Origin of the sequence: Cupriavidus sp. HPC(L), from assembly GCF_000307735.3 — a bacterium.
Taxonomy (GTDB): domain Bacteria; phylum Pseudomonadota; class Gammaproteobacteria; order Burkholderiales; family Burkholderiaceae; genus Cupriavidus.
Genome location: NZ_AMPR02000361.1, coordinates 1 through 1,640, shown reverse-complemented (window position 1 = coordinate 1,640; position 1,640 = coordinate 1). Strand labels below are relative to the sequence as shown.

General features: G+C 67.1%; 1 protein-coding gene. It reads left to right on the top strand.

Annotation, left to right across the window (positions count from 1 at the left end):
• Positions 1–1,640, top strand: a 1,640-nt coding sequence (locus B551_RS17835; protein WP_023264688.1) for an ImcF-related family protein, incomplete at both ends; no start/stop codon positions are given.

Sequence of the window (1,640 nt, the reverse complement as noted above, 5' to 3'; positions counted from 1 at the left end):
CCTTCCGCGGCCGATATGACCGCCGCGCTCAATACGGAATCGCCGAACGCCAAGCGCTATGCCGATGCTTCGCCGACCAATGTCGAGGACGCCTACAACGCGCTGAAGACCTATCTGATGCTGGCGGACAAGCGCCATGTCGAGGTCGCGCATCTGACCGACCAGGTCACGCGCTTCTGGCGCGGCTGGCTCGAGGAGAACCGCGGCAACATGCCGCGCGAGCAGCTGATCCGCGCGGCCGAGCGCAACATCTCGTTCTACCTGGCCCGCGTCAACGACGACAACTGGCCGCTGCTCGAAAGCAATCTGTCGCTGATCGACCAGACCCGCGAGAACCTGCGCCGCGTGGTGCGCGGCATGCCGGCGCGCGAGCGTGCCTACGCCGAGATCAAGGCACGCGCGGCGACGCGCTTCGCGCCGATGACCGTGGCCCGCATCGTCGGCGACGCCGGCGCGACCGTGGTCACCGGCAGCTACGCGGTGCCCGGCACCTTCACGCGGGAGGCCTGGCTGCAATACGTGCAGCCGGCCATCCGCGAGGCGGCCAGCAAGGAGCTGCAAAGCAAGGACTGGGTGCTGAACGTCGCCGCCCGCGACGACCTGACGCTCGAGGGCAGCCCCGAGCAGATCCAGAAGACGCTGGTGTCGATGTACAAGAACGAATACGCGAAGGAGTGGCAACGCTTCATGCAGGGCGTCGCGGTACAGGAATTCAAGAGCTTCGATCAGGCCGTCACCGCGATGAACCTGCTCGGCGATCCGGTCAATTCGCCGATTCGCAAGCTGTTCGACGCGGCCTACGAGCAGACCTCGTGGGACAACCCGTCGATCGTCAACGCGGGCCTGAAGCAGGCCAAGACCGGCGTGATCGAATGGTTCAAGCGCTGGGTCTCGCGCGGTACGCCGTCGGGCGTCAGTGTCAATGTCGACAGCGCGAGCCTCGCCTCCTCGTCCGAAGCCGGCAACATCCCGATGGGGCCGGTCGGCAAGGAGTTTTCGGGCCTGGCCAAGATCGCCGTGATGCGCGACAACAATTCGCTGCTGCGCGGCTATATGGAGACGCTATCGAAGGTCCGCACGCGCTTCAACACCATCAAGAACCAGGGCGATCCCGGCCCCGGCGCACGCCAGCTGATGCAGCAGACGCTGGACGGCAACGGCTCCGAGCTGGCCGATGCGCTCAAGTACGTCGACGAGCAGATGCTGACCGGCATGACCGACAGCCAGCGCCAGACGCTGCGTCCGCTGCTGGTGCGGCCGCTGCTGCAGTCGTATGCGGTGACGATCCGCCCTGCCAGCGTGGAAATCAACAAGGTGTGGAACGCGCAGGTCTACCAGCCGTTCATGCAGACGCTGGCGACCAAGTACCCGTTCGCGTCGGACGCCAAGATCGAGGCCAGCGCGGCCGAGATCGGCCAGGTGTTCGGTCCGGACGGCGCCATCGCCAAGTTCGCCGGCACCACCATCGGCCCGCTGTCGGTGCGCCGTGGCGACATGATCGCCGCGCGGACCTGGGGCGACCTTGGCGTGACCTTCGCGCCGGAGTTCACCACCAACTTCACACGCTGGATCGCGCCGCTGACCGGCGGCGCGGCGGCCGGGGCCGGCGGTGCCGCCGCTGCGGCGCAGCAGACGGTGTT